The organism is Erythrobacter sp. HI0063 (assembly GCF_001635685.1).
Classification (GTDB): Bacteria; Pseudomonadota; Alphaproteobacteria; order Sphingomonadales; family Sphingomonadaceae; genus Qipengyuania.
In genome coordinates, this window is sequence record NZ_LWFF01000313.1 from 73910 (window position 1) to 100109 (window position 26200).

The 26200-nt window shown below is 63.7% G+C and carries 24 protein-coding genes and 1 tRNA gene; 20 read left to right on the plus strand and 5 right to left on the minus strand.

Annotated elements, in window-relative coordinates; all coding sequences use genetic code 11:
- Positions 1-798 precede the first annotated feature (798 nt).
- On the plus strand, positions 799-1275 hold the full coding sequence (locus A3736_RS11480) for a hypothetical protein (protein WP_067683092.1): 477 nt from the start codon (positions 799-801) through the stop codon (positions 1273-1275).
- A 70-nt stretch (positions 1276-1345) separates the two neighbouring features.
- Here the strand turns inward: A3736_RS11480 and A3736_RS18035 are convergent, their stop codons facing one another.
- Entirely contained in the window at positions 1346-1615 is a 270-nt protein-coding gene (locus tag A3736_RS18035) for a hypothetical protein (RefSeq protein WP_233999361.1), read from the minus strand.
- Between the two features lie 166 nt (positions 1616-1781).
- Between A3736_RS18035 and A3736_RS11490 the strand changes: the two genes are divergently transcribed.
- The 6 genes from A3736_RS11490 (at position 1782) to A3736_RS11515 (ending at position 10064) form a co-directional block, all read left to right on the plus strand.
- Positions 1782-2294 (plus strand): hypothetical protein, encoded by a 513-nt coding sequence (locus A3736_RS11490; RefSeq protein ID WP_156502100.1) that lies wholly within the window; start codon positions 1782-1784, stop codon positions 2292-2294.
- On the plus strand, positions 2288-3250 hold the full coding sequence (locus A3736_RS11495) for a hypothetical protein (protein WP_067683098.1): 963 nt from the start codon (positions 2288-2290) through the stop codon (positions 3248-3250). Before A3736_RS11490 ends, A3736_RS11495 begins: the two co-directional genes overlap by 7 nt.
- A 23-nt stretch (positions 3251-3273) precedes the next feature.
- A complete protein-coding gene (locus tag A3736_RS11500) occupies positions 3274-3648 on the plus strand; it encodes a hypothetical protein (protein ID WP_156502102.1) in 375 nt (124 codons plus the stop codon).
- Between the two features lie 166 nt (positions 3649-3814).
- Entirely contained in the window at positions 3815-4690 is an 876-nt protein-coding gene (locus tag A3736_RS11505; RefSeq protein ID WP_156502103.1) for a hypothetical protein, read from the plus strand.
- On the plus strand, positions 4687-9621 hold the full coding sequence (locus tag A3736_RS11510) for a hypothetical protein (protein ID WP_156502104.1): 4935 nt from the start codon (positions 4687-4689) through the stop codon (positions 9619-9621). Before A3736_RS11505 ends, A3736_RS11510 begins: the two co-directional genes overlap by 4 nt.
- Positions 9622-9623: 2 nt before the next feature.
- Positions 9624-10064, plus strand: a complete 441-nt coding sequence (locus tag A3736_RS11515; RefSeq protein ID WP_067683109.1) for a DUF5681 domain-containing protein — start codon at positions 9624-9626, stop codon at positions 10062-10064.
- Positions 10065-10809: 745 nt separating this feature from the next.
- Here the strand turns inward: A3736_RS11515 and A3736_RS11525 are convergent.
- Positions 10810-10884: transfer RNA gene (locus A3736_RS11525), tRNA-Thr, on the minus strand.
- A gap of 112 nt (positions 10885-10996) precedes the next feature.
- Between A3736_RS11525 and A3736_RS17680 the strand changes: the two genes are divergently transcribed.
- Genes A3736_RS17680 through A3736_RS11565 form a run of 9 tightly spaced genes read left to right on the plus strand, consistent with a single transcriptional unit; the run spans position 10997 to position 18926 of the window.
- Positions 10997-11161 (plus strand): hypothetical protein, encoded by a 165-nt coding sequence (locus A3736_RS17680; RefSeq protein ID WP_197465589.1) that lies wholly within the window; start codon positions 10997-10999, stop codon positions 11159-11161.
- A 44-nt stretch (positions 11162-11205) separates the two neighbouring features.
- Positions 11206-11895 carry a 2,3-diphosphoglycerate-dependent phosphoglycerate mutase gene (gene gpmA / locus A3736_RS11530; RefSeq protein ID WP_067683113.1) on the plus strand — a complete coding sequence of 230 codons (690 nt, stop codon included), beginning with the start codon at positions 11206-11208 and terminating at the stop codon, positions 11893-11895.
- A 1-nt stretch (position 11896) separates the two neighbouring features.
- Positions 11897-12385 (plus strand): 5-(carboxyamino)imidazole ribonucleotide mutase, encoded by a 489-nt coding sequence (purE, locus tag A3736_RS11535; protein WP_067683114.1) that lies wholly within the window; start codon positions 11897-11899, stop codon positions 12383-12385.
- 4 nt (positions 12386-12389) lie between these two features.
- Positions 12390-13448, plus strand: coding sequence for a 5-(carboxyamino)imidazole ribonucleotide synthase (locus A3736_RS11540; protein ID WP_067683115.1), 1059 nt, complete (start codon positions 12390-12392; stop codon positions 13446-13448).
- Positions 13445-13945: a dihydrofolate reductase gene (locus A3736_RS11545; RefSeq protein WP_067683117.1), complete on the plus strand. Its 501-nt coding sequence runs from the start codon at positions 13445-13447 to the stop codon at positions 13943-13945. The genes A3736_RS11540 and A3736_RS11545 overlap by 4 nt, the downstream gene beginning before the upstream one ends.
- Positions 13942-14868 (plus strand): bifunctional riboflavin kinase/FAD synthetase, encoded by a 927-nt coding sequence (locus A3736_RS11550; protein WP_067683119.1) that lies wholly within the window; start codon positions 13942-13944, stop codon positions 14866-14868. Before A3736_RS11545 ends, A3736_RS11550 begins: the two co-directional genes overlap by 4 nt.
- 55 nt (positions 14869-14923) lie before the next feature.
- Positions 14924-17962 (plus strand): isoleucine--tRNA ligase, encoded by a 3039-nt coding sequence (locus A3736_RS11555; RefSeq protein ID WP_067683121.1) that lies wholly within the window; start codon positions 14924-14926, stop codon positions 17960-17962.
- Positions 17959-18519 carry a signal peptidase II gene (lspA, locus tag A3736_RS11560; protein WP_067683124.1) on the plus strand — a complete coding sequence of 187 codons (561 nt, stop codon included), beginning with the start codon at positions 17959-17961 and terminating at the stop codon, positions 18517-18519. The genes A3736_RS11555 and lspA overlap by 4 nt, the downstream gene beginning before the upstream one ends.
- Entirely contained in the window at positions 18516-18926 is a 411-nt protein-coding gene (locus tag A3736_RS11565; protein WP_067683125.1) for a DUF3035 domain-containing protein, read from the plus strand. Before lspA ends, A3736_RS11565 begins: the two co-directional genes overlap by 4 nt.
- A gap of 258 nt (positions 18927-19184) precedes the next feature.
- Here A3736_RS11565 and A3736_RS11570 read toward each other — a convergent pair whose 3' ends face one another.
- Positions 19185-20513: a hemolysin family protein gene (locus tag A3736_RS11570; RefSeq protein ID WP_067683128.1), complete on the minus strand. Its 1329-nt coding sequence runs from the start codon at positions 20511-20513 to the stop codon at positions 19185-19187.
- 190 nt (positions 20514-20703) lie between these two features.
- Between A3736_RS11570 and A3736_RS11575 the strand changes: the two genes are divergently transcribed.
- Positions 20704-21399 (plus strand): OmpA family protein, encoded by a 696-nt coding sequence (locus A3736_RS11575; protein WP_067683130.1) that lies wholly within the window; start codon positions 20704-20706, stop codon positions 21397-21399.
- A 106-nt stretch (positions 21400-21505) separates the two neighbouring features.
- Here the strand turns inward: A3736_RS11575 and A3736_RS11580 are convergent, their stop codons facing one another.
- A complete protein-coding gene (locus A3736_RS11580; RefSeq protein ID WP_067683131.1) occupies positions 21506-22297 on the minus strand; it encodes a 3'(2'),5'-bisphosphate nucleotidase CysQ in 792 nt (263 codons plus the stop codon).
- Between the two features lie 126 nt (positions 22298-22423).
- Between A3736_RS11580 and sucC the strand changes: the two genes are divergently transcribed.
- The 3 genes from sucC (at position 22424) to A3736_RS11595 (ending at position 25547) form a co-directional block, all read left to right on the plus strand.
- The gene (sucC, locus tag A3736_RS11585) at positions 22424-23623 is read left to right on the plus strand and encodes an ADP-forming succinate--CoA ligase subunit beta (protein ID WP_067683133.1); all 1200 of its coding nucleotides are present in this window, start codon (positions 22424-22426) and stop codon (positions 23621-23623) included.
- A gap of 219 nt (positions 23624-23842) precedes the next feature.
- Complete coding sequence (locus tag A3736_RS11590) at positions 23843-24589, plus strand: electron transfer flavoprotein subunit beta/FixA family protein (protein ID WP_067683135.1); 747 nt, start codon at positions 23843-23845, stop codon at positions 24587-24589.
- A 28-nt stretch (positions 24590-24617) separates the two neighbouring features.
- Positions 24618-25547 (plus strand): electron transfer flavoprotein subunit alpha/FixB family protein, encoded by a 930-nt coding sequence (locus tag A3736_RS11595; RefSeq protein WP_067683137.1) that lies wholly within the window; start codon positions 24618-24620, stop codon positions 25545-25547.
- Positions 25548-25886: 339 nt separating this feature from the next.
- Here A3736_RS11595 and A3736_RS11600 read toward each other — a convergent pair.
- A partial coding sequence (locus A3736_RS11600) for a transposase (RefSeq protein ID WP_082851459.1) occupies positions 25887-26200 on the minus strand: 314 nt, incomplete at its 5' end.

Here is a 26200-nt window from a genome sequence, read left to right on the forward strand (position 1 = left end):
ACAAGCGCACCGATCAGGATCACGGCGGCGATCTTCCCTGTAGCACCTGCCTTGTAGCCGTCGCGCTTCCTCATGCGAATAGCCAGAGGATCGCCCGCATCGCCATGTAGCCTAGCGGCGCGATCACCAGGAACAGCACAATGGTGAACTCCAAGTCGAGCGGCGTCGGTTTGCGCATTCGGGCAGATAGGCAGATTGAGCGCGTGTAGGACAGCGCTAACATTTGATGCACCGCGTGGACGCCGCGCGATCACGCCAACGCCTTGCACCTGATGTTAACCATCTTCCTCTAGTAACTGCTCTGGGAAGATTGGATCAAGTGGCTAATCCCCCACGTGCGACCCAGAGCCCCGTTCGGAAGCGGAACCCCGGACGGGGCTCATTTTCTTACCGCCATCATTTCAACGGGGAATCGTCGTCTAGCTTCGGCAATGAAGGCGCGTCCATTGTCGTGTCATCAACGGACGCGCCCTCGCCGTACCCCGGGGAGTTTCAGCGGGGTGCCGGACGGGCGCTTTAGCATTTGATTTCACTCCGGCCAGGAGCGTTTGGCGATGTGATCCAGAACGGGGCGCAGATGAAGGCGCAGCCGAATCGGGTCGCACGTCGGCTGCGCCTTCGCCGACACCGCCGGGAGCAACCGGTATGTCGGAGAGACCGGCTTACCTTGAAGGCGGAATGCTGTCACGCAATTACCCACTAATTGGCGGCGATATCTGCTTTACGAATGTCGAGATCAAGCCGTACGTGGCTTCGAATATCCGATGAAGCTTTACAACACATTTTCAGGACAGGTGCATGATTGAAAACCTTCGTGAACTGCTCGGCAATTTGTCCCGAGGTTACCGCGCGAAGACGATAAGCGAGCGGGAACTAGAGCACCGACTTCTCGAGAGAATTTCATACGAGCTCGATCAGAAGGAAATGGATCGTGCCATTTGGCTCAAAGCATTTTCCGAAGCTGAGGCTGACGAGAGCAAAGCTAAAGCCTTATACATCCGCCATCGCCTTCGCAGGTTGCAGGACGAAGTTTCGGTCATCCAACTGAAGGACGCAAGTGAAAGGGCCACCACCTATCGGCAGGTGCAGCTCAAAGAACGTGAAGAAAGGGCGCAGGAGCGGAAGCGCAAGGAGTCAGAAAACAGAGAGCAATTTCTGTCAAACCTTTCAAGCATGCTGATGGTATGCTTCATTCTTTTAGCAACCGCAGCTACATCGTTTTTCATTTTCTATCAGATATTTATGTATTTTGGAGTTCAATCGCCCCTTCCTTGACCTTTCGATTGAAGGGCATCTCATAACGCTGGCTTAGTCGGGCTCATAATCAATTCGCCTTAGGTTTGGGCTAACGTCTGCCCTCCAGCCCCGGCCCCATGTGCTTAGGCCGCTGGCCGCACTTCTCGCACCGCAACCGCATCGCGATGCCGTCCAGGCTGTGAGCGGACCAGCCGCGTTCCTCGACCATATCCAGCAACCGCCTCGGATCGATCAGGCGCACCCTCCCGCATTGGCATTCGACCCGAACGCTGAACTTGTGGCGGATGAAGTCGCGCAGCGATCGGAGGTTCTTGCTTCCCATTGGCGAGAACATGCCGGGAACGAATGATTCGGGCAATCGGCGTCTGACACTTGACCAACGCGCCTTTCTGTGATACCGCCAGCCCCGTGATTGGCAATCGTCGGTCGCAACCCATCGTCGTGATGACAGAGGGGCCAAGATGCAAGACGCGCGTTTTTCTTTCCGGGCCGGTGCCCCCCTTGCGGAGGCGCTGGCCCATCGCGTGCAAAAGGCCGGTTGCTCGGTCTCCGAATATCTGCGCTCCATAGTTCGCGATCATGTGGGTCTGTGCGATCCTGCGCCCTCTTTCGACATTGCCGCCACGCCTGCGAAATCGATCCACGAGCTTGCGTCTCGCGGGGATGCGCGAGGCTTTGCGGAGCTGGCGGGTCTTCACCATCAACGCGGTCTCGCCGGTGTTGAGCCTGCGATAATCGCCTACGCCCGCGCGGTTGATTACGCCCGGCTGGCTGCTGCGGCGCGAGGTGATCGGCAAGACTGGCTCGCATTCCTGTATCTTCTCGAACAACACGCCTCGGCTCTGCGCGAAGCTGGCCTAGGCGACCTTGCCGACATGGCCAGTGGGGAGGCCGTCGCGATTGCCGAGTTCATGGCAGACGATGGCGACGACGAGATTGCCGACATGCTCGCCTCCACTGCCGACAACCTCACTCCCAAAGCTCTCACCGTCGCGCGGGAATTGCGCGATCATGCGAAAGGCGCCCTCACATGCTGATGCAAGCCACCCGCCCGCGTGGGCGTTCGATCGCTGCCGTTCTCGGGCTCCAGTCCGACACTGGCGAATTGCCCGCGCGTCCCAATTGGGAAGTAAACCCCCCGCTCGGTGGTGGGGCGGACGCGGTTCGTCCAGGCGGTGCTATCCTCAAGAGTGTCACGGCTAGCGGTTCGCTCGATCCCACCTCGAACGGTAGCATGGCGCGCTTCCAATTGCCGGACGGATCAATTCAGGGCGAGCGTCTTCCTGACAATGCTGTCATGCTGGGCGACCAGCCGGATTATGGGGCTATCCTGACCGGCCTGCTCGGCCCTCGTCCGAAAATGTCCACCGGGCAGAAGATCGCCGCTATCGTCGGTCCTGCCCTGATGGCGGCTTCCGGCAACCAAGCGATGGCGATGCAGGCGATGGGCAACATCGGTTCGGCTGGCCGGGAGTGGGACGTTCGCAACCGCGATGCGCAGATGACCGCGCTCGAATGGAAGCGCGAGGATGACCGGGAAGCGGCGAAGCGGAATGAACCCAAGTTCCTTTCGGGCAATACCGATCAGGTGCGTTACGATCCTGCCACCGGCACCAGCACGCGGATTTACGACGCACCGGAGGATTTCGAGACCTACGCGGCTTCGAAGGGGCTGGAGCCGGGGTCCGATGCCTACTCCGTGGCAGTCGAGGACTATGTTCTTCGCGGGAACGGCCCGACCGCGTTCAAGTATGATCGCGACCTAGAGACCATTCGCAACGCGGCCCGTATCGCGCTGGAGGCGGAGCGCCAGAGCAACCGGCTCGGGCTGGAAGATGCGAGGCAGCGCAATCGTTCGGCGCTGCGGGGGCAACCTTCCTATCGCGATCTCAATCCAGCTTCGAGGGGCGGGCGTCAAACCACGCGCACCGCAACCGATGGCAACGGGAATAAGGTCCAGTGGAACGGTTCGGCGTGGGTTCCGGCGAAGTGAGCGGGGTCAATCCCTACGCTTCGTTGAAGCTGGCCGCGCAAGGCGATGTGAATGCGCAGCGGGAGCTTGCGCGTTTTGGCCTCCAGCGGTTCGCCACGGAAGGCGATTTGCAGAGCCTCTTGGATGGTCTGTGCTTCGCCCGGCTGGCAGCATCGCAGGGTGGGGACGAGGCACGCGGCGAGCTGCTGCAAATGCTTGCGTTGGCGAGTGACAGCATGAGGCCGGATGAAACCGAGTATCGCGCCAGCCTGAATGGCGAGGCCATCGCGCTCGTCTCGACAATGGCGGACGAAGGCAATCCCGATGCCGACCAGTGGCTTCAAAGCATCGTGAGCAAGTCGGCGCCGGAGAACGTCGCCATCGCACAGACAATCAGCCGCATGATGGCCGAAGCCTGACACCTTGGGGGACAATATGACTGCTATGCCCGTTCGCGAAAACTATCCCGGATCGCTTTCCGTCGCGCCTCCTCCTCGGGGAAGGCCCGGCCTGTTCGGTTCTCGCCGCAGCTTGATGGCCGCAATCGATCCGAACGGCACCCCTGCGCCTGAGGGTGTGCCAGCAATGGCTATGGCTGGGGAACCGGCGGCGATGCCAGAGGGTCAGGCAATGCCAGCGCGCGGGCTCGGCAATCACTGGTCGGTGGCCTCGGACGGCTCGACGCTGGGAGCGAACATCGAACGCGCGCCGCAACGCGCTGTGCAACAGGCTGGGCCCCTCGGCGCTTCGATGCGCCAGCCGTTCGATTACGACGCGGCGATGAAGGCGATGGTCGGCGAGTATAAGAAACCGAAGGATTGGCAGATTGCCTTGGCGATCTTGGGCGATGGCCTTGCGGGTGCCGGTGGTGGTCAGGGCTACGCGGTGCAGAACATCGTGAACCGCCGGAACGCTTTCGAGGACCGTCAGCGGGAAGCGGCGGCACAGATCGCAGGTTGGCAGCATGACGCCTACGAGCGCCAGAACGAAGCCGATCTGCGCGCAGCCAACCCCTACACGATCGGTCGTTCGCGGCTGGCCTACGATCCGATGACGGGGGAGACGACGGAGCTTTATCGCGGTCGTCAAGACGGGGAAATCTACGCCGATAGCCTCGGCTTCGAGCGCGGGTCGGAAGAATGGAACGCGGCGCTTGAGGACTATGTTCTTCGGGGTTCGGGGCCTTCCGCGTTCGAACGCGATCTGGCGATGGACGACGCTCGCACTGCCAATGATCGGGGCCTTGAAGCCTATCGCCAGGACAACCGCGTCTCGCTGGAAAACCTGCGCCAGTCGGGTCGGGCGGCGATGGAGGGCACGCGCCAAGCCAATCGCATGACGTTGCGCCAGACGCCTAGCGCTGGCCGTTCGGGCAGGGCTGCTAGTGGAGGGCGCACCGCGACCGACGCGAAGGGCAATCGGATCGAGTGGAATGGCAGCGCGTGGGTTCCGGCTCGGTGAGCATTCCTCCCCCGCCTCCCGGTTTCAAGCTCGATAGTCCTCCGCCGCCCGAACGAGGGCTGTTCGGAACAAAGAAGCGCAAGCCTACGGCGTCGGTGCCGCCTCCGCCGGAAGGGTTCGTTCTCGACGATCCTGTTGCGACCGATGGGGACACGGTTCGCGATGGCGACACGCGCGTGCGAATGCTCGGCGTCGATGCTCCCGAACTCAGCCAACCGGGTTATCTGCGCGATGGCTCGACGGTGCCGATCGGCAGGCAGGCGCAGGAACAGCTTCAGGACACGCTAGGCCGTGGCCCTGTCTCGCTCGGGCCTGTCGCGGGCCAGTCATGGGGTCGAACCGTGGCACCGCTCGATACCGGCGCGGGCGATGCTGGCCTTTCGGTGTTGCGTAGCGGCTATGGCCTCGCTGCGCCCGACTATCTCAAGGGAGACCCCGAACGCCTGAGCGGTTACGTGACGGCTGAGCGGCTGGCGCGCATGAACCGGCAGGGGATGCACGGCACGTTCGCACAGGACCCTGCGGACTATCGCAAAGATCCCGGTTACGTGGTGCCGCGCGAGACTGTGGCGCAATTCTTCGACACGCCCACTCCGGAAACGGGTCTTCCGCCTGAGAAAGAGCGCGAATATCTCGGCCTGCTGAAAACGGGGACGCTCGAGCAAATCAACGGCTTCCTGTCCGCGAACGGCTACGAGACGACGCGGCCCGAAGACCTAGCCGCATGGGTGGCGGAGCGAGACGCGGGCGGGGATGTGACTCCCTCGATTGGCTACGCGGCTGCACCGCCGATTATGATCGACGGCGGGGGCGAAGCGCTGGGCGCTGGCATTCGCAAATATGCCTCTGGCTTCCTTGCTGGTGGTCTGGATGAACTCGGGGCCGTGGTCGATACGCTGGGCGGGACGCCGGGACGGGAAAGCGTCTTCAACAGCGACCGACGCCTTGCGGATATCTGGGCGAACAATCAGCGCCAGAACGCCGCCACGCTGTCCTATGACCAGACGAATTACCCGGTGGCTTCTACGCTTGGCGAATTGTCGGGCGGGCTCACTTCGGGCTTTGTCCTGCCATGGGGCGCGGGGGCTCGCACTGTTCCGCAAATGGCCAAGGTCGGCGCGGCATGGGGCGGGGCCGGTGGTTTCCTCAGCACTGACGGAACGGTCACGGATCGCCTGAAGGGTGCGGCCATCGGTGCCCCCATCGGTGCGATTGCAGAGCCTGCACTAGGCAAGGCGGTCGAGGCCCTTGCTCCGCTGGTGTCGCGTGGCGTCCGTGCCGTAACGGATCGCGGCGGCAATCTGACTGCTCGCGCGGCGGGCGATGCTTCTGCCGATATTCCCCCGCCCCCGGCTGGCTTCACGCTGGACCGGCCTTCGGGTGCTGGGCGTGCCGGTGATAGTGCCGATGGGTTCACCGCTGCCGATCTGGCAGGCCCGGCGGACGACATTCCCCCGCCGCCCGCTGGCTTCGTTCTCGATCCCCCCTCGTCGCAAGCGATGGCCAGCGATCCGATGCCTTCGCTCTCGATGGCGTCACCTCCGCTCGGTTCGCCGCGCCGCCTGCTCGATCCCACCAGCCGGGCGCAGCTCATGTCCTCGGCGGCCAATATCCAGCCGCGCGATATGCTCCCTATGCCGTCGAACTTTGTCGATGGTGTGGAGGAAGCGGCTGGGATTGCTGCGGGGCGCTACGTCGATGCAAAGCCGGTGAGCGAGACGGGCTCTCTCACGCGAAGCTCTGTCCGCAATTGGCGAGGGGAAGACGTTCCGAAGGTCGGGCCGCTCGATCTGGTGGGTTATGTTCGCTCCCTTGGCGGGCTGCGCGATCAGGGCGGAGAGTTGGCGAGCATGGGAATCACCTCGAACGCCGCGCGCCGTGGGCTCGACTTCGTGGGGCAAGAAACGCGGTTCGGCCCCCTGCTCGATCCTGAAGGCATGACGTTCGACGACGCGGCGCTGTCGGCGTGGGAAGCCGGTTATTTTCCGGGTGAAGATCGCCCCGATGTGGCCACCTTCCTTGAAGCCCTTGGCGAAACCTACAACGGCGGGTCCGGCAGGCTCTTTCGGCCCGATGATTTCGCAGAGCTGGACGCCTTCGACAATCTCCGTGCCGAACGTATCGGGCTGGAGGAACAGCTAAGCGATGGCGGGCGGGTCTTTACCGATCGTTCGCAACCTGCCGACGCGATGCCGTTCCCGCCTGTCCAGGCCTACGAGGAATGGCCAGCCGATGCCGTCCAGCGTGCCGGGAACATCAATCTCGACCGGTTGGAAAGCCCGCAGGATATTCGCCGCGCTCTCGCCGTCACAGAGCGGGAGGTAGGCTTCGACGCCGCCAAGCGGGGCCGGATCACCCAAGCGGAGACCGAACGACTTGCGGCCGATCTCAACATGACGCCGGAACAGCTCCTATCCCGTCGCCAAGGGCAAGCTTTCAATGCGGAAGAGGCGCTTGCCGCGCGCCAGATACTCGCCAAATCCGGCAATGAGTTGGTGAACGCGGCTCGGACGATCCAGCGAATGGACGATCCGGGCGAGGAGGCGCTTGCCGAGTTCCGCCGGAAGTGGATGCGCCACGCTGCGATTCAGGAACAGGTCGCGGGCATGACGGCTGAGGCTGGCCGGGCGCTACAGCAATTCAAGCAATCCGCCAGCGCTCGAGCTCTACGCTCCGATGTTCTGAACGCGCTCGTTCGTGCCGGTGGCGGCAAGAAAGGATTGAAGGACGCCGCCGATACGATCCTAGAGGCGATCGAATTGGGGCCGGGCAAGTTCAACGCCTTTGCCGCCAAGGCCGCTAAGCCGAAATGGCGCCAGAAGATCGGGGAGTTGTATATCAATTTCCTCCTCTCCAATCCGCCAACCCATATCGTCAACATGGTCTCAAACAGCGTAACGGCCATGCTTCAGGTCCCTGAGTATGCGACCGGGGCGGCAATCGGGGCCGTGCGTAGCGCCGTAGGGCGCGACAATGCGAAAGAGCGCATTCTTGCGAGCGAAGTGGGGGCGAGGGCAATCGGCCTGCTACAGGGCACGAAAGAGGGTGTCCGCCTGTTCGCCCGCGCGCTCAAGAGTGGGGATGCCGACGACTTCGTTAGCAAGGTTGAGGGCGACGAGTTCAAGGCCATCGAGGGTTTGAAGGGCGAGATTATCCGCGTGCCTACCCGGCTGCTTACGGCTGAGGATCAGCTATTCAAAGGCATTGCCCGGCGCATGGAATTGAACGCACTGGCCACGCGTCAGGCTTCGCGCGAAGGCTTGCGGGGCGATGCTGCTGCGGAGCGTATTGCAGAGCTTGTGAGCGATCCCCCGGACGCGATGCTTGAGCGCGCCATGGAATATGGCCGCTATCTGACTTTCCAAAACAAGCTGGGCGAAATCGGTTCGTCGGTTTCCCGGATCGCCTCGAACAACATCGCGGCGAAGGTGGTTATTCCGTTTGTGCGAACACCGATCAATCTGATGAAGTTCGCAACAGAGCGCTCTATTGCGGCTCCTTTGCTTGGCGAATGGCGCGCCGATTTCCGGGCCGGTGGCGAGCGTCGGGATATGGCGCTTGCTCGCGTCATGCTCGGTTCGGGCTTGGCTGCGGTGATGTATGAAGCGGCGCTGGATGGCCGAATCACAGGCGGACGGCCACCAGATGCGAACAAGGCCAAACTGCTCTATGCGGACGGCTGGCAACCCTACTCGATCAAGATCGGCGACCGCTATGTGAGCTATTCCCGCCTCGATCCTCTCTCGACCACCATCGGTGTTGCGGCGGATATGGCAACGCTTCCGGAAGGCCTGAGCGAGCGCCAGCAAGACGATAAGGCCACCATGCTGACCGCCTCGATCATGTCCAACCTTGCTAGCAAGACTTGGCTTTCCGGAATGTCCGATTTCGTTCAAGCGCTGAGCGATCCGGGCCGCTATGCCGGAAACTGGATCGAGCGAGTGGCCAGTTCGTTCGCTGTGCCGGCTGGTGTGGCGGGCGTGGCGCGTGCGATCGATCCCGTTGCTCGCAAGCGCGAAAGCGTCGGCGAAGCAATACAGGCGCGCGTGCCGGGCATGACGGATGAACTGATGCCTCGCCGCGATGTGTTCGGCGAAGTGGTGGGGACGGACAGCCTCGGACCGGATTTCCTCTCGCCGTTCTGGCAATCGCAGGCGAGGAACGATCCTGTCGTTGCGGAAATGCTGCGTATCGGGAAGTCGGTCAACGCGCCGGGCAAGCAATACAACGAAGACGGCGAAAAGGTCGATTACACGCCTGAGGAATATGATCGCTATTCCGAAATAGCGGGGCGGCTTACCTACAATAGCCTCCTCGGGCTAATCGCGAGCGACCAATATCAGCGGCTCGACGATGGCGGGAAAAGCAAGGCTGCAAAGAAAGCGATCACGGCGGCGCGCAAGGCGGCGCGGGGCGTGCTGGACGACATGACCTATGCGCTCCCGGCTCGCGGTGCGTCGGGCTCGCTGCCATCGTTCAACCAGCCGTCGCCGTCTCGGAGTGGACCCTCCATCTCGGATGACATTCCTCCCCCTCCGCCCGGTTTCACGGTCGAAGGCGAAAGCGCGGGCGTGAACGTCTTCCGGGATCTTCAACAGGCCATCCCCGGCGTCCGGATTACCTCGGGCTATCGCTCTCCGGAATATCAGGCCGATATGAGGCGGCGTGGCTATCGACCGGCGGCGAACAGTCGGCACCTCGACGGCGGGGCGCTCGATCTAGCCCCACCGCCCGGCAAGTCGATGTCTTGGCTCGGGGCGCGGGTGCGCGAAGCCTATCCAGACGCGAAGGTGCTCAACGAAGGCGATCACATCCACGCGGAATTTCCGGGCTACTACGGCGCCCCGGTCCTCGGCGGTGCGCGTTCGGCTGGTCTCACTAATCCGAATGCTGGCATTCCTCCCCCTCCGCCTGGCTTCATATTGGACTGAGCATGGCGAAGAAACCTGCAACAATAGGCCGGAAACAGGATGGCACGTTCAAGCCCGGCCAATCCGGCAACCCCGCTGGCAGGCCCGTAGGCGCCCGGCACGCTACGACTCTGGCGGTAGAGGCGCTGCTAGAGGGGGAGCATGAGAAGTTGACGCGGACAGCCATCGATAAGGCTCTGGAAGGCGACACTACGGCGCTACGTCTCTGCCTTGATCGGATCGCACCGGCCCGGAAGGACAGCCCGGTCACATTCGCCCTGCCAAAGGTGGAAAGCGCTCAGGATGCGGTGGCGGCTTCGTCGGCGCTTCTCTCGGCGGTGGCATCGGGTGAAGTCACCCCGGACGAGGGTGGGCGCGTGATGGCGCTTCTTTCGGCCCATAAGGTTCTGGCGACCGTTTCCGATCTCGAACTTCGCATCATGGAACTGGAGGCCAAGACATGAGGACATTGATTAAGCGAATTGAAGCGCTGGAGGCCCGGAAGGGTGAGAACATCGCGAGCGATCCCGCAATTCGCCAATGGCTTGGGATCGAATTGACAGAGGCGGAACGGGCCGAACTGGCAGCGCGCCCTCCGGTCAAGCCAATGACGGAACAGGAAGCGAGGGAGTTTGATGCATGGTGGCACAACGACAACCGGGGGCCGTATCCGTGCGCGGCCTGAGTGAACGAGTGGCAGCGCTGGAGGCAAGGCAGCGCGGCGGGTCGTCGTGGCTTACGATTATTCAGCGCGCGGGCCAGACCGAAGAACAGGCGACGGCAGCGTATGAGGCAACGCATGGTCCGATTGGCGAGGCCAGCCGCGTTCTTCGGATTGTGATCCGCAAGCCGGGGTGCGTTCATGCATAGGCTGGTGGCGAGAGTGGAGGCGCTGGAGCGCAGGCAACCCGGTTCCAATCGGCGTCCGGTGCTACTCGTCTCTCCGAGCGATGACGCCCAAGCAAAGCTGGCCGAATGGCAAAGCAGACACGGCCCCTGCGATTCGGAACCCCTGTTCGTGTATCTGGTGGGGGTAAAGCCAAGCAGGGCCTAACGTCCCTATTGTCCCTATTGTCCCCGGTATGCCGAGCCCAAACGAGCACCATGGGATCCGTGAAAATGCGGTCAGAAAGTCCGTGTCCGTCCACCCCTGTTTTCCATGCTGGTTTCATGGATCGCGAGAACGACGGTGCTAAGTTATTGAAATTGTGGTGCTGCTGGGGAGGATTGAACTCCCGGCCTCACCCTTACCAAGGGTGCGCTCTACCACTGAGCTACAGCAGCGTCCGGGCCGCCGGGAAATTTACCCGGTGGCGAGGCGCGCGCTATTGGCAGTTGGCCCGCCAAAGTCAAGCCGCGCTTGCGATTTCGAGGCTTAACCGCAAAAGGTTGCGCAATGACGAAGGGCAAGACCACCGGCGGAGACTCCGCGACCCGCGAAGAGCGGCTCGCCGCGAAACTGCGTGAAAACCTCAGGCGGCGCAAATCGCAGGCGCGCGCGATCGGAGACGATACGCGCGAATCGGACCCTTCGCTTTCCAAAACCGAGGGCGAACGCTAACGAGCGGCGCTCACGCGTTCTTCGCAGATACCCAGGACAAGCTGATGACCAAACTGATCCTCGTGCGCCATGGCCAGAGCGAGTGGAATCTCGCCAATCGCTTCACCGGCTGGTGGGATGTCGGCCTGACCGAAAAAGGCGTCGCCGAAGCGAAGGCTGCGGGCGAGCTGCTGCGCGACAAGGGCGTGCTGCCGACGGTCTCTTTCACCTCGCTCCAGACCCGCGCGATCAAGACGCTGAACCTGGCGCTGGAGGCGTGCGACCGGCTGTGGATCCCGGTGACCAAGGACTGGCACCTTAACGAGCGCCATTATGGCGGCCTCACCGGGCTCGACAAACAGGAAACGCGGGAAAAGCATGGCGACGAGCAGGTGCATATCTGGCGCCGCAGCTTCGACGTGCCGCCGCCCGCGATCGACAAGGGCAGCGAATACGATCTGTCGGGCGATCCGCGCTATGCCGGCATCCCGGTGCCCGCGACCGAGAGCCTGAAGCTCACCATCGAGCGCGTCCTGCCCTATTGGGAAAGCGCGATTTTGCCGCAATTGTCGGCGGGCGAGACGGTGATCATTTCCGCTCACGGCAATTCCCTGCGAGCGCTGGTCAAGCACCTGTCGGGCATCTCGGACGAGGAAATCACCGGCCTGGAAATCCCGACTGGCCAGCCGATCGTCTACGAATTCGGCGACGATCTGCGCCCCTCGGGCGAGCGCTATTATCTCAAGGATGCCTGAAATGAGCGCTGCGGGTAAAATCGCTATCGTGATGGGCAGCCAGTCCGACTGGCCGACCATGCGATGCGCCGCCCAAGTTCTGGACGAGCTTGCGGTCGAAACCGATATCCGCATCGTCTCTGCCCATCGCACGCCCGATCGCATGGTCGAGTTTGCGCGCGCGGCGGAAGGCGAGGGGATCGCGGTGATCATCGCGGGCGCAGGCGGCGCCGCGCATCTGCCGGGCATGATCGCGGCGATGACGCATCTGCCCGTGCTGGGCGTGCCGGTGAAATCCAAGGCGTTGAGCGGGCAGGACAGCCTGCTTTCGATCGTCCAGATGCCGGCCGGGGTGCCAGTCGGCACGCTGGCCATCGGCGAGGCGGGCGCGACCAATGCGGGCCTTCTGGCCGCGGCGATCCTGGCCGGGAGCGATGCCGCGCTGGCCGATCGCCTGAAGGCATGGCGCCAGGCACGCAGCGATGCCGTTGCGGAACGGCCCGAAGGGTAATCCGATGCTCAAACCAGGCAGTACGATCGGCATTCTCGGCGGAGGCCAGCTCGGGCGGATGCTCGCGATCGAGGGCGCGCGGCTGGGCTATCGCTGCGTCGGCTTCGCGCCAGAGGGCGACAATGTCGCATCGCCCGTCTGCGACGATTTCTTCACCAACGACTGGAGCGACAGGCCCGCGCTCGCCGCCTTTGCCGCGCAGTGCGATGCGATCACGCTCGAATTCGAGAACGTGCCGCTCGCCGTGGCGGATGCGCTGCCGAAAGATCGCCTGTTCCCGCCGCGCAAGGCGCTGGAAGTCGCGCAGGATCGATTGATCGAGAAACGCTTCGTCGCTGATCTCGGCGGGCGGCCCGCGCCGCATGCGGCAGTCGACAGCCGCGCCGATCTCGACGCCGCGATGGAATCGATCGGCACGCCCGGCATCCTCAAGACGCGCGGCGAAGGCTACGATGGTAAGGGCCAGTGGCGCCTGAAGGACGAGCGCGATGCCGACGGCGTTGGAAATATCTCGCAACCGGCGATCTACGAAGGCTTCGTGAGCTTCGAGGCGGAATTTTCCGTCATCCTTGTGCGCGGCCAGGATGGCGAGATCCGCTTCTGGGATTCTTCACGCAACATCCATCACGACGGCATTCTCAGCGCGTCCGTCCTGCCCGCTGGCGAGGCGGTGGAAGCACAGGTCGAGGAAGCGCGCGCCCTGTCGCGCCAGGTCGCCGATGCGCTCAAATATGCGGGGGTGCTAACGCTCGAATTCTTCGCCACGAAGGAGGGCCCCGTCTTCAACGAAATGGCGCCGCGCGTGCATAATTCGGGCCACTGGACGATCGAGGGCGCGGCCACCAGCCAGTTCGCCAACCATATGCGCGCCGTGGCGGGCCTGCCGCTGGGCGATACCGCGACGATCGCCCCGCAGATCCGGATGGAAAATCTGATCGGCCCTGAAGCGGACACGGCGCACGATCTGTTGAGCAAGCCGGACGCGCATCTGCATCTCTACGGCAAGGCCAAGGCCCGCGAAGGGCGCAAGATGGGCCATGTGACGCGGATCGTCCGCGCGTGAGCGATCCGCAATTCACGCTGGTCTATGCCCGCGCGGCCAATGGCGCGATCGGAAAGAACGGCACCCTGCCCTGGCACCTGCCCGCCGATCTGAAGCGCTTCAAGGCGCTCACCATGGGTAAGCCGATGGTGATGGGGCGCAAGACCTTCGAAAGCCTGCCGGGCCTGTTGCCGGGGCGCCCCCATATCGTCCTCACCCGGCGCGAGCGGTGGGATTGCGAAGGCGCCGACGTGGTTCGCTCGGTCGACGAGGCGGTCGCCCTGCTTGCAGGCGAACCGGCCTCGGTGATCGGGGGCGCGGCGATCTTCGACGTGTTCCTGCCCATCGCCACGCGCGCCGAACTGACCGAGATCCACGCCGATTTCGACGGCGACGTGTTCATGCGCCCCCTCCCTGCAGGCTGGGGCGTGGTGGCGCGCGAGGATCATGGCGAGGATGGCGATCGCCCGGCCTATTCCTTCGTCAGCTACGAACGCGACGAGGATAGCGCGGCATGAGGTGGCTCGACCATCGCGAGACCGTGCCTGCCCCTTTGCGCGGTGCCATCATCGCGCTCGGCAATTTCGACGGGTTTCATCTCGGCCATCAGGCGGTGGCGAAGGAAGCCATCGATTGGGCGCGGCGCGAAGGGCGCCCCGCCATCATCGCCACTTTCGATCCGCATCCCGTGCGCTTCTTCAAGCCCGACGTGCCCCCTTTCCGCCTCACCACGCTGGAGCAGCGGCAGGAGCTTTACCTCGACGCCGGGGCGACCGCGATGCTGGTGTTCCATTTCGACGGCGCACTGGCAGGCACCAGCGCGGAGGATTTCATCACCGAAATCCTGCTCGACAGGCTGGGCGCGCATGGTGTCGTTTCGGGTGAGGATTTCACCTTCGGCCAGGGTGCCAAGGGCGATGTCGCGCTGCTGCAGGGGTTCGGCGCGGAGCGCGGCCTCGCCAGCCGCACCGTCGGCGCCGTGATCGACGATGGGCGCGCGATCTCGTCCAGCCGGGTGCGCGAAGCCTTGCGCCAGGGCGATCCGCAGGAGGCCGCACGGCTCCTCACCCGCCCCTTCGCCGTGCGCGGCGTGGTCCAGCATGGCGACAAAAGAGGCCGTGAAATCGGCTATCCCACCGCCAACCTCGCGCTCGAGAAGTATCTGCGCCCGCATTACGGGATCTATGCCGTGACGGGCCGCATTCTGGGCACGGGGCAGGAGCTGAAAGGCGCGGCCAATGTCGGCATGCGGCCGCAGTTCGAACCGCCCAAGGAATTGCTCGAACCCTATTTCTTCGATTTTTCCGGAGATCTTTATGGGCAGGAGATCGAAGTGGCCTTCCACCATTTCCTGCGCGGCGAAGCGAAGTTCGACACGCTCGATGCGCTGACCGACCAGATGGCCGCGGATTGCGACGAGGCACGGCGCCTGCTCGGCTAGGCGGTTCGTCGAAACACTTCCCTACACGCCCCGTTTCGGTTAGCGGCGCAGGCCTATGTCCGACGCCGATCCCCAGCAATCAGAACAGCGCGATTATCGCGACACCGTCTTCCTGCCGAAGACCGACTTTCCCATGAAAGCGGGCCTTCCCCAGAAGGAGCCGGGCATTCTGGCCCGCTGGCAGGACGAGAACCTCTACGAAAAGCTGCGCGATACCCGCCGGGGCGCGGACAAGTTCATTCTCCATGACGGCCCGCCCTACGCCAATGGCGATATGCATATCGGCCATGCGCTGAACCGCATCCTCAAGGACATGGTGGTGCGCACGCAGGGCATGATGGGCAAGGACGCGCCCTTCGTGCCCGGCTGGGACTGCCACGGCCTGCCCATCGAGTGGAAGGTCGAGGAACAATACCGCAAGAAAAAGCGTGACAAGGACGACGTGCCGCGCGCCGAATTCCGTGCGGAATGCCGCGATTACGCCGCGAAATGGGTCGAGGTTCAGAAGGGCCAGCTCGAACGGCTCGGCCTGATGGCGGATTTCGCCAATCCGTATCTGACGATGCAGTTCGAAAGCGAAGCGACCATCGTCGCCGAGCTGATGAAGTTCGTCGAAGCCGGAAACCTCTATCGCGGCGCGAAGCCGGTGATGTGGAGCCCGGTCGAAAAGACCGCGCTGGCCGAAGCGGAGGTCGAATACGAGGACATCACTTCGACCCAGATCGACGTGGCGTTCGAGATCGTGGAATCGCCGATAGAGGAACTGGTCGGCGCGCACGCCGTGATCTGGACGACGACGCCGTGGACGATCCCGGTGAACCAGGCTTTGGCTTACGGGCCGGAGATTGAGTATCGCCGAGTACAATTCTGGGCATCACACGATAGCGGTCAGTCGTCGGACTTTCTCGATGAATCAGAGCTATGGTTCTGCGGCAATAACGAGAGCTCCCCTTCATTCCTCGTCGCCGACGCTCTAAAAAACGAGGTCGCTGACCGCCTCACGAAGATTGCTCGTGGCAAATTCCCCGACCGTGGCATCACGATCGGGGCGGTGCATCCAGATGATGATCGGGTTATCAAAGGCTCCGACCTCGCTGGAACCAAAGTTCGCCATCCGATGCACAAGCTCGGCGGCTTCTACGAAACGTTGCGCCCCATGCTGCCCGGCGATTTCGTCACCACCGATAGCGGCACCGGCCTCGTCCATATGGCGCCCGATCATGGCGAGGACGATTTCGACCTTTGCAAGACGGTGAGCATCGAACCCGTCTTTGCGGTCATGGACGACGGGCGCTATCGCGACGACTGGCCGTGGCTGGGCGCGAGCGATGTGGATGCGGACGGCAAGGAGCGCCGCCGCGCGGTCATCAATCCCAATTTCAACGCGCCGGACGGGCCGATCTGTTCGGACCTTCGCGACGCGGGCGCTGTGCTTTCCGCCAGCCAGGATTATCAGCACTCCTACCCGCATAGCTGGCGGTCCAAGGCGAAGGTCATCTATCGCTGCACGCCGCAATGGTTCGTGCCGATGGACCGTCCGCTCGAAGGGCTCGCCCCGCGCAAGGTGGACAAGGAGCAGCGCTGGGAAGGCGAAGGCGGCGCGGTCGATCCCGCCGATGAGCAGACCAGCGAGCACACGCTGCGCAGCCTCGCGCTGAACGCCATCGGCGACACGCAATTCGTCCCCGAACGCGGGCGCAATCGCATCCGCTCCATGGTGGAGGGACGCCCGGACTGGGTGCTCAGCCGCCAGCGCGCCTGGGGTGTGCCGATCACCTTATTCGTGCGCGCGGACGGCTCATATCTGCAAGACGCAGACGTCAACGCCCGCGTCGTCGCGGCAGTGGGCAAGGAAGGCGTCGATGCGTGGCGCGAGGAGCGCAAGGCGGAGTTCCTCGGACCCGACCATAATCCCGACGACTACGAGATGGTCACCGACATTCTCGACGTCTGGTTCGATTCGGGCTGCACCCACGCCTTCACGCTCGACGGCACGCGCTGGCCCGACCAGCGCTGGCCCGCCGATCTCTACCTCGAAGGGTCGGACCAGCATCGCGGCTGGTTCCAGTCGAGCCTCTTAGAAAGCTGCGCCACGCGCGGCCGTGCGCCATACGACGCCGTCCTCACCCACGGTTTCACCATGGCGAGCGACGGGCGCAAGATGTCCAAATCGCTCGGCAACACGATCGATCCGCTCAAGGTGATGGAGCAATACGGAGCGGATATCATTCGCCTCTGGGCCCTGTCGGTCGATTACACCGAAGATCACCGCATCGGCGACGAGATCCTGAAGGGCGTCGGCGACCAGTATCGGCGCCTGCGCAACACCTTCCGCTATCTGCTCGGCGCGCTGGCCGGTTACGACGAGAGCGAGGCCGTGGTGCCGGAAGATATGCCGCAGCTCGAACGCTATATTCTGGCGCGGCTCAAGCAGGTGGACGGCGCGCTGCGCGAGGCGGCGACGGGGTACGATTTCGATCGCTATGTCCGCACGCTCGTGGATTTCTGCAACGAGGACCTGTCGGCATTCTATTTCGATATCCGCAAGGACCGGCTCTATTGCGATGCGCCGGACGGGATGGAGCGGCGCGCTTATCGCACCGTGCTCGACACGCTGTTCCACGCGCTGGTTCGCTACGCCGCGCCGGTGCTGGTGTTCACGTCCGAAGAGGTCTGGGGCACGCGCTTTCCCGATGCGGGTTCGATCCATCTCGAGACATGGCGCGACCTGCCGGACTGGCGCGACGAGGGCCTGAGCGAGCGTTTCGGGACGCTGCGCGAGTTGCGCGAGGATGTAATGGAAGCGATCGAGCCGTTGCGGCGCGAAAAGATCGTGCGCTCCGGCCTCGAAGCCGACGTCACCGTTCCCGCCGAACGCGTCCCCGAAGGCTTCTCCGACGCCGATCTCGCCGAAGCGTTCATCACCGCGTCAGTCACGCGCAGCGATAGCGCCGACGTGACTGCCAGCCGATCTTCTGAGGACAAATGCGGGCGCTGCTGGCGCCTGCTGCCGAGCGTGGCCGAAGACGGCGCGCTGTGCGATCGCTGCGAGGCCGTCGTCGCCGAGCTGGACGCCGAAGGAGTTTCGTCGTGACCCCGGCCCGCCGCAATCAGGCGATCGGCATCCTGATCGCCTTCGCCATCTTCGCTGTGGACCAGGCGATCAAATACTGGGTCAAGGGCCCGCTGATGCTGCGCGAGCGCGGCGTGATTGAACTCGTCCCGTTCTTCGACCTCAGATGGACCCAGAATTTCGGCGTATCGCTCGGCATGTTCGAAGCGACCAGCCCGGAAATGCGCTGGGCGCTGGTGGCGGTGACGGCAGGTATCGCGCTGGTCGTGACGGTCTGGATGATCCGCGAGGAGAAGTTCGGCGATATTCTCGGCCTTGCACTGGTGCTGGGCGGGGCGCTCGGCAACATCAAGGATCGCTACGATTACGGATACGTAATCGACTATGCCGACCTTCATTTCGGCGATTTCCGCCCCTTCCTGATCTTCAACGTGGCCGATGCCGCGATTACCATCGGCGTGGTGATTATCCTTGCCCGCGCCTTTTTCGTGCGCGACACTGCCGACCAGATGATGGCCGACAGCGCGCCAGCCGCCCATTCCGATACGCACGCTCGCTCAGCGGAGACCAAGCCATGACCAAGACCTTCACCTTCGCCCTGCTGGGCGCCTCGGCCACCCTGCTGACCGCTTGCGGCGGCGGCGGCTTCCTCGAACGCGAGCGGCCCGACGAATTCGCCGTGCAGCGTCAGGCGCCACTGGTGGTCCCGCCCGACTTCAACCTCGTCCCGCCGACCGCCGGCGCCCCGCGCCCCGCTGAAGGCACCGCGCAGGAACAGGCTTTGGAAGCCCTGTTCGGCGGCCCCGCCCAGCGCAGCGGCGTCGAAACCAGCGCGCTCGACCGCGCCGGTGCCGCCGCGCCGGGCATTCGCACCGCAGTGGGCGATCCCGAGACGAATACCGTCGCCAAAGGCTCGATCACCCGCGACATCATCGCCGCCCCCGAAGGGGAAGGCCGCGGGGCCAGCGCCGTAATTCCCGGCTGACGCCGGGTATTACTTTCTTGTTTGCGCACCCGCCTCCGCGGGTGCGATTTCCTCGCGCCTGACGGCGCTGCGGGCGGGCGGTCGCCCTTGCGGACCCTGCGGGTCCGAGCTCCGCCACCAAGCCGATGAGTTTGAACTGGAACGGGCTGCGACCAGCAGCCCGCAAGGCCACGCGGCCGCCCCGCAGGTGCCCCGTAGCGAAGCGGAGGGAACAGCACCGAGGACGAACCCGCGGAGGCGGGTTCGAAATACGAAGACTTACCCGTCCCCGTCAGACTCGACCGTTTCGCGCGGTGCTTCCTCGCTCACCAGCAGTTTATCGATCCGGCGGCCGTCCATGTCGATCACTTCGAAGCGCCAGCCCTGTTCGGTGAAGACTTCGCCTTCCTCGGGCAGCTTCTTGAGCACGGCCAGCGCGAATCCGGCGGCGGTCGCGAATTCGCGGTCGTCGCCGTAATCGAGGCCGAGCCGGTCGCCCAGCGCATCGGCGGAGAGCGAGCCCGAAATCAGGAGCGATCCGTCCTCGCGCTCCACCACGCCCGGCGATTCGCCGTGTTCCTGATCGCTGGCGAAATCGCCTACCAGCGCCGTCAGCACGTCGACCGGCGTCACGATCCCGTCGAGATGACCGTATTCGTCGTGCACCATCGCCATCGCGACATCGGCATGTTGCAGCACGCGCAGCGCATCGACGGCATCGAGCTGATCGGGCACGACCTCCGCCTTGCGGGCGATGGCGCGTAGATCGACCTGTTCGCCTGCCACCATCAGAGCGAGGATTTCGCGAACCTTGGCGACGCCGATCACCTTGTCGGGAGACCCCTCAGCGATCGGCATCAGCGAATGCGAGCTCTCCTCGATCGCGGCACGAATCGCGGCCGCGTCCGAATCGGCGTCGATCCAGTCGAGCTGGTTGCGCGGCGTCATCACTTCGCGCACCGGCCGCTGGGCGAGGCGGACCACGCCCTGAAGCATCTGGTGCTGTTCGTGCTCGATCACTCCGGTGCGGGTCGCTTCGGCGAAGAGCATGTGCAATTCCTCCGCCGTGACGGAGCTTTGCCCGCCCGGGCGCACGCCCAGCAAACGGATCAGTAGGCCGGACGATGCATCGAGCAGCCAGACCAGCGGCGCGGCAATCTTCGACAACAGCTTCATTGGGCGCGCCATGATGATCGAAATCGGCACGGCGGCCCTTAGCGCGACCTGCTTGGGCACCAATTCCCCGATCACGAGGCTGGCATAGGTGGTCAGCGCGATCACCAGCGCGAAGCCCGCCTGGTCCGCATATTCGGTCGGGAATCCCGCCGCCGCCAGCCGCTCACCCACCGGGCCGCCAAGGCTCGCACCGGAAAAAGCACCGGCGATGATGCCGATCAATGTGATCCCGATCTGGACGGTCGAGAGGAATTTGCCGGGGTCAGCCGCCAGCTCCAGTGCGGTCTGCGCCGCGCCATTGCCCTTCTGTGCGCGGGTCTGCAGCGTGCCGGTGCGCGCGGAAACGATCGCCAGTTCGGACATGGCGAACACGCCGTTGAGCACGATGAGCCCGGCGATGATGACGAGGTCGGTCCAGGGAAAGGGTGTCACCCGATCCGCGCTAGCACAGTTGGGGCTTAAGGCCAGCCCAAGCGATGTCCGTTCCGTGCGGGCAGAATGGAACGCCCGCCCACTTCGAAGGTTGTTGGGCCAGACGCGATGGTGGGCGCGTCCCGAATTATTACGTGATCAGGGGAGGTCCGGAACCGTCCGGCGCCCGCAAAAACAAAGGATAGTATCCATGAAACGATCGAAATTCGTCGTCGCCGCTCTCGCATCGGTCTCGCTGCTGGGCGTGTCGGGCTGCGTTACCGATCCCAATACGGGCGAACAGAAGATTTCGCGCACGGCCGTGGGCGGCGTGCTGGGCGCTGGCGCGGGCGCGCTTCTCGGCGGCGTCATCGGCGGCAAGACCGGACGCATCATCGGCGCGGTCGGCGGCGCTGCTGCGGGCGGCTATGTCGGCTATCGCATGGACGAACAGATCAAGGAACTGCGCGAAGGCACTGCCGGTACCGGCGTGGACGTCACCTCGATCGATGGCGGCGATGCCATTCTCGTCAACCTGCCCGACGGCGTGACCTTCGCTACCGGCAGCGCGACGATCTCGCCCGCCTTCCGCGACCTGCTCGACAATGTCGCCAGCAGCCTGCGTCAGTATCCCAACAGCCTGATCGACGTGTACGGCTATACCGACACCGTGGGCTCGTCCGCTGCGAACCAGCGCCTGTCGGACCAGCGCGCCCAGGCCGTCGCCAATTATCTCACCTCGCAGGGCGTGGCTTCCTCGCGCATCCGCTGGATGGGCTTCGGCGAGACGCAGCTGAAGGTGCAGACCGGCGACAATGTGGCGCAGCCGCTCAACCGTCGGGTCGAAATCAAGATCATTCCCTTCGACGCGCAGGACGTAAACGAAGCGCGTCAGCAGGGCATGTAAGTTCCCCCGCACTTGCGGATAACTGGAAGGGGCCGGTCTTCGGATCGGCCCTTTTTTCGTGTCGGCATGGGTCTCGCGTGGGTGCCGGCGTCGAAGCACCGCCGGGCTAGAGATCCTTGTCGCCGCCGATCTTCGCCGCGCGGCCGGCCAGGCGCTCGATCGCGGCGGTGTGGATCGCGGGCGCGCAGGCGATGACGCCGAAGGCGCGCGGATCGCGCTTGTTGAAATCGAGCGTGTTTCCGAATGCATCGCTGACCGCTGCGCCCGCCTCGCGCGCGATCAGCGTCGCCGCGCCGACATCCCATTCGAAACCCCAGCGCAAGGTCGCGACGAGATCCGCCTCGTCCGAACCGACCATGGCGATGCGCAGCGCGATCGAATTGGGCTTGTCCACCATGGAGAGGTCGCGATCGACCTTGGGCAGCGAATCGGTCGGCACGCGCGCGCCGGCCAAATCTTTTCGCGTCGAGGCCGCAAGCTTCGTGCCGTTACGCCACGCGCCACGACCCGCCACCGCCGTCCAGGTCTCGTCCCTTGCCGGTGCGCTCAAAATGCCGATCAGGGGCCGCCCCGCGCTCACCAGCGCGACCGACACCGCCCAGCCCGTGCGCCCGCGAATGAAATCGCGCGTTCCGTCGATCGGATCGACCAGCCAGATCAGCGAGCGGTCGAGCCGGGAGTGATCGTCCCCGGTCTCTTCCGACAGCCAGCCCGCCGAGGGCAGCAACTGGCCCAGTTCGCGCTTCAGGAATTTGTCGACCGCGAGGTCCGCCTCGCAGACCGGCGCGCCGGGTTCCTTCTCCCACGAATCGAGATCGTGCCCCGCGCCCGGCCACAGATCGTAGGCGATCCGGCCCGCTTCGGCGGTGATCGATTCGAGGCGTTTGGCGTCTATCATCAGGAGTGCAAGGCAGGTGCACCCGGATTGGCCACTTTTCAAGCGCCTCCATACATGCTTAGGCGCGCGGCAAACCACTTTCGAACCCAATCCCCCGTATCTGTGCGCGAAGGACGCTTTAGCCCCATGAACATCCACGAATACCAGGCCAAGGAACTGCTCGCGAAATACGGCATCGCCGTGCCCACCGGCTATGCGGCAATGACGGTCGAAGAAGCGGTCGAAGGCGCGAAGAAGCTGCCGGGCCCGCTCTATGTCGTAAAGGCACAAATCCATGCCGGCGGCCGCGGCAAGGGCAAGTTCAAGGAACTGGTCCCCGACGCCAAGGGCGGCGTGCGCCTGTCGAAGAGCGTCGAGGAAGTCGAAGCGAACGCCAAGGACATGCTCGGCAACACGCTGGTGACGATCCAGACCGGCGACGAGGGCAAGCAGGTCAATCGTCTCTACGTCACCGACGGTGTCGACATCGCGCACGAATATTATCTCTCGATGCTGGTCGATCGCGCCACCGGCCAGGTCGCCATGATCGCATCGACCGAGGGCGGCATGGATATCGAGGACGTCGCCCATGAGACGCCCGAGAAGATCACCACCATCACGATCGACCCGGCGCAGGGCTTCATGCCCCACCACGGCCGCGCGGTAGCCTTTGCGCTGAAGCTTGAAGGCGACAGCAACAAGCAGGCGCAGAAGCTCGCCAAGCAGCTCTACACCGCCTTCATGGAACTCGACATGGAAATGCTCGAGATCAATCCGCTGGTCGAAGACAAGGACGGCAACCTCTCCGTCCTCGACACCAAGATGAGCTTCGACGGCAACGCGCTCTATCGCCACAAGGACGTGGAAGAGATGCGCGACGAGACCGAGGAAGACCCGGCCGAGGTCGAAGCGAGCGAATACGACCTCGCCTACATCAAGCTCGACGGTAACATCGGCTGCATGGTCAACGGTGCAGGCCTCGCCATGGCGACCATGGACATCATCAAGCTGAACGGAGCCTTCCCGGCCAACTTCCTCGATGTCGGCGGCGGCGCGACGACCGAGAAGGTGACCGCGGCGTTCAAGATCATCCTCAAGGACCCGGCGGTCGAAGGCATCCTCGTCAACATCTTCGGCGGCATCATGAAGTGCGACGTCATCGCCAACGGCATCGTCCAGGCGGCGAAGGACGTGAACCTGTCGGTTCCGCTGGTGGTCCGCCTCGAAGGCACCAACGTGCAGCAGGGCAAGGACATCCTCGAAAACAGCGGCCTCCCGATCGTCAGCGCCGACGATTTGGGCGATGCAGCGAAGAAGATCGTCGCCGAGGTCAAGAAGGCGGCCTGACTTCGCTCGAGGGTAAGTCAGCGACAAGCAAAAGGCGGGCTTCTCCACAGGAAGCCCGCCTTTTTCGTGTCCGCTCACGATAGGCCGGTCCCAGCCGGGAACGCCGCCCCCTTCCCGTCCGTATCTTGCGGGAGCGCGCTTTTCTGCGCGAGTGCGACTTGACGTTTACGTAAACGCAAGCTAGAAGCGCGGCAGATTATTCGAGAGGAAGGAAGTCCCATGAAAATCCTCGTCCCCGTCAAGCGGGTGATCGATTACAACGTTAAGCCGCGCGTCAAGGCGGACGGGTCGGGCGTCGACCTCGCCAACGTCAAGATGAGCATGAACCCGTTCGACGAAATCGCGGTGGAAGAAGCCATCCGCATCAAGGAAGCGGGCAAAGCGGAAGAAATCGTCGCTGTCAGCATCGGCCCGGCAAAGGCGCAGGAAACGCTGCGCACCGCCCTTGCAATGGGTGCGGACCGCGCGATCCTGGTCGAGACGGACGACGAAGTCGAACCGCTCGCCGTTGCCAAGATCCTCAAGGCCATCGCCGAAGAAGAACAGCCCGGTCTCGTCATGCTCGGCAAGCAGGCGATCGACGACGATTCGAACCAGACTGGTCAGATGCTCGCCGCGCTGATGGGTCGTCCCCAGGGCACCTTTGCCAACACCGTCGAGGTCGAAGGCGACAGCGTCACGGTGAAGCGCGAAATCGATGGCGGCCTCGAAACGGTCAAGCTGTCGCTCCCCGCGATCGTCACCACCGACCTGCGCCTCAACGAGCCGCGCTACGCTTCGCTGCCCAATATCATGAAGGCGAAGAAGAAGCCGCTCGATACCAAGAGCCCGTCCGATTACGGCGTCGATATCGCACCGCGCCTCAAGACGACCAACGTCTCCGAACCGCCCGTCCGCCAAGCGGGCGAGAAGGTCGAGGATGTCGATGCGCTCGTCGCCAAGATCAAGGCTATGGACCTCGTCTGAACCCCGCGAAACGAGAAGGAATAGGATTATGAAAACCCTCGTTTGGGTCGAACACGACAATTCCAGCATGGCCGACGCCACGCTCGCAGCCGTTACCGCCGCGAGCAAGCTGGGCGAAGTCCACCTGTTGGTCGCAGGCGCGGATTGCCGCGCCGTGGCAGAGCAAGCCGCGAAGATCGCGGGCGTGGGCAAGGTCCATGTCGCCGACGATGCGGCGTACGAGCACGGCCTTCCCGAAAACGTCGCGCCGCTGATCGTCGATCTCATGGGCCACCATGACGCGTTCGTTGCGCCTGCCACCACCACGGGCAAAAACATCGCTCCGCGCGTTGCCGCCCTGCTCGACGTGATGCAGATCTCGGACATTCTCTCGGTGGAAGGCGACAAGACCTTCACGCGCCCGATCTACGCCGGCAACGCTATCGCGACGGTCGAATCCAGCGACGAGAAACTTGTCGTCACCGTGCGCGGCACTGCCTTCGAAAAGGCCGACGCCGAGAGCGGCTCGGCTGAAATCGAAGACGTCTCCGGCCCGACCGGCGATGGCCTGTCGAGCTTCGTCAGCCAGGAAATCGCCGAGAGCGAGCGTCCCGAACTGACCAGCGCGAAGGTGATCGTTTCGGGCGGCCGCGCCTTGAAGGATGCGGAAACGTTCGAGGAATACATCATGCCGCTCGCCGACAAGCTCGGCGCGGGCGTGGGCGCCAGCCGTGCAGCGGTGGATGCCGGATACGTGCCGAACGATTACCAGGTCGGCCAGACCGGCAAGATCGTGGCCCCGGAAGTCTATATCGCGATCGGTATCTCCGGCGCGATCCAGCATCTGGCGGGCATGAAGGATTCCAAGACCATCATCGCCATCAACAAGGACGAAGACGCCCCGATCTTCCAGGTCGCGGATATCGGCCTTGTCGGCGATCTGTACAAAGTCCTGCCGGAGCTCACCGAAAAGCTCTGAAGTCTTTCCAGACTAAACAACCCGGAAGGCCGCCGGAGCGATCCGGCGGCCTTCTTCGTATCTCGGCCCGATCCGGCTCGATTTGTCGTTGCAAATCACTGCCGTAGCAAGGCACCTTGCGCCGAGACACCGGGGGGTTGCAATATGACGATTCGAGCTATTCTTGCGTGCGCTGCGCTTGCCGGGCTGGCGGCGCCTGAAGCCCCCGCTTTCGCAGCGCAGGACGATCGGGGGCCGACAGTCATCGATCCGGCGGGTCCATGGCAATTGGACATGGCAGAGAACAACTGCCGGTTGGCGCGCGCTTTCGGGACCGAAGAAAAGAAGACGCTGTTCTTGCTAGGTTTCGTGGACAAAGGGTATCCAGAGTTTGACTGAGGCGAGCGCGACGAAGCCGAGATAGGATTCCTTGGTTTTGTCGTAGCGGGTCGCAACGCGTCGCCAGTTCTTGAGTTTATTGAACAGTCGCTCGATCAGGTTGCGCCACTTGTATTTCGCGCGATCATGCGCGGCGGGATTACGCCGGCCCGCCTTGGCCGGGATCACCGCCTCGACGCCCGCCGCCTCAATCTCTTCGCGGATCGCATCGGCATCGTATCCCCGATCAGCCAGGAAGGCCTCGATCCGGTCAGTTATCATGCGGAACAGCGGTG

Bases quoted from the DNA above. Each gene is read 5' to 3' on its own strand.
- A3736_RS11480 (WP_067683092.1), top strand. From the start codon at position 799: ATGATTGAAAACCTTCGTGAACTGCTCGGCAATTTGTCCCGAGGTTAC.
- A3736_RS11495 (WP_067683098.1), top strand. From the start codon at position 2,288: ATGCTGATGCAAGCCACCCGCCCGCGTGGGCGTTCGATCGCTGCCGTT.
- A3736_RS11505 (WP_156502103.1), top strand. From the start codon at position 3,815: ATGGCTATGGCTGGGGAACCGGCGGCGATGCCAGAGGGTCAGGCAATG.
- A3736_RS11515 (WP_067683109.1), top strand. From the start codon at position 9,624: ATGGCGAAGAAACCTGCAACAATAGGCCGGAAACAGGATGGCACGTTC.
- A3736_RS17680 (WP_197465589.1), top strand. From the start codon at position 10,997: ATGACGAAGGGCAAGACCACCGGCGGAGACTCCGCGACCCGCGAAGAG.
- gpmA (WP_067683113.1), top strand. From the start codon at position 11,206: ATGACCAAACTGATCCTCGTGCGCCATGGCCAGAGCGAGTGGAATCTC.
- purE (WP_067683114.1), top strand. From the start codon at position 11,897: ATGAGCGCTGCGGGTAAAATCGCTATCGTGATGGGCAGCCAGTCCGAC.
- A3736_RS11540 (WP_067683115.1), top strand. From the start codon at position 12,390: ATGCTCAAACCAGGCAGTACGATCGGCATTCTCGGCGGAGGCCAGCTC.
- A3736_RS11550 (WP_067683119.1), top strand. From the start codon at position 13,942: ATGAGGTGGCTCGACCATCGCGAGACCGTGCCTGCCCCTTTGCGCGGT.
- A3736_RS11555 (WP_067683121.1), top strand. From the start codon at position 14,924: ATGTCCGACGCCGATCCCCAGCAATCAGAACAGCGCGATTATCGCGAC.
- A3736_RS11565 (WP_067683125.1), top strand. From the start codon at position 18,516: ATGACCAAGACCTTCACCTTCGCCCTGCTGGGCGCCTCGGCCACCCTG.
- A3736_RS11575 (WP_067683130.1), top strand. From the start codon at position 20,704: ATGAAACGATCGAAATTCGTCGTCGCCGCTCTCGCATCGGTCTCGCTG.
- A3736_RS11580 (WP_067683131.1), bottom strand. From the start codon at position 22,297: ATGATAGACGCCAAACGCCTCGAATCGATCACCGCCGAAGCGGGCCGG.
- sucC (WP_067683133.1), top strand. From the start codon at position 22,424: ATGAACATCCACGAATACCAGGCCAAGGAACTGCTCGCGAAATACGGC.
- A3736_RS11590 (WP_067683135.1), top strand. From the start codon at position 23,843: ATGAAAATCCTCGTCCCCGTCAAGCGGGTGATCGATTACAACGTTAAG.
- A3736_RS11595 (WP_067683137.1), top strand. From the start codon at position 24,618: ATGAAAACCCTCGTTTGGGTCGAACACGACAATTCCAGCATGGCCGAC.